This is a genomic window from Tersicoccus solisilvae, assembly GCF_014643255.1.
GTDB classification, from domain to species: domain Bacteria; phylum Actinomycetota; class Actinomycetes; order Actinomycetales; family Micrococcaceae; genus Tersicoccus; species Tersicoccus solisilvae.
In genome coordinates this window covers 1-537 of record NZ_BMJI01000100.1, presented here as the reverse complement: position 1 = coordinate 537, position 537 = coordinate 1, and the positions used below count along the sequence as shown (strand labels likewise).

The window sequence follows — 537 nt, the reverse complement described above, 5'->3', positions numbered from 1 at the left end:
TGTCGATCATGAGTGTCACCGGCAAACGCTCCTGCGGCGGCAACACCAAGTCCTCAACCGTCAGCGCCGGGCCGAAGGCCTGCCAACGGGCCGACAGACTGCCTATCTTGACCTCGACGCCATATTCGCGCTCGACATAGTCGGCCAGTTGTTGCTTGGCTTCATCCAGTTGCGGCAACAGTCCGCGGATGAGACTCACCATCAAGGCGAACAGCACCAAGGTCACGGCCAAGATGCGCCAGCAATAGCGGCCGAAGGTTCGAGGGCAAAAAGACAGCCGCACTAGACCATCACCACATCATATTTACTCTGCACATACATGGGCTCGCAGTGAATGCGAATACGCTTGCCGATATAGACTTCGAGCTCGGCCACCAGGTGGTTCTCGTCATCGGACAGGCAGGCGTGCACCGCAGGGGCACAGTAAATCAGGAATTCATCGGCATCATAGGTGCGGTTGAGACGGATGATCTCGCGGAAGATCTCAAAGGAGACGGTATCCACTGTCTTCATCGAGCCGGTACCACGGCAGGCAGG

2 protein-coding genes are annotated in these 537 nt (G+C 57.5%); both read right to left on the bottom strand.

The features are described 5' to 3' along the window. Window positions 1-226: YhdP family protein (locus IEX22_RS16440; RefSeq protein ID WP_188669301.1), on the bottom strand; the 226-nt coding region annotated here is incomplete at its 3' end. Window positions 227-282: 56 nt separating this feature from the next. Further along, on the bottom strand, window positions 283-537 hold a 255-nt coding region (locus tag IEX22_RS16435), incomplete at its 5' end, for a hypothetical protein (RefSeq protein ID WP_268236892.1).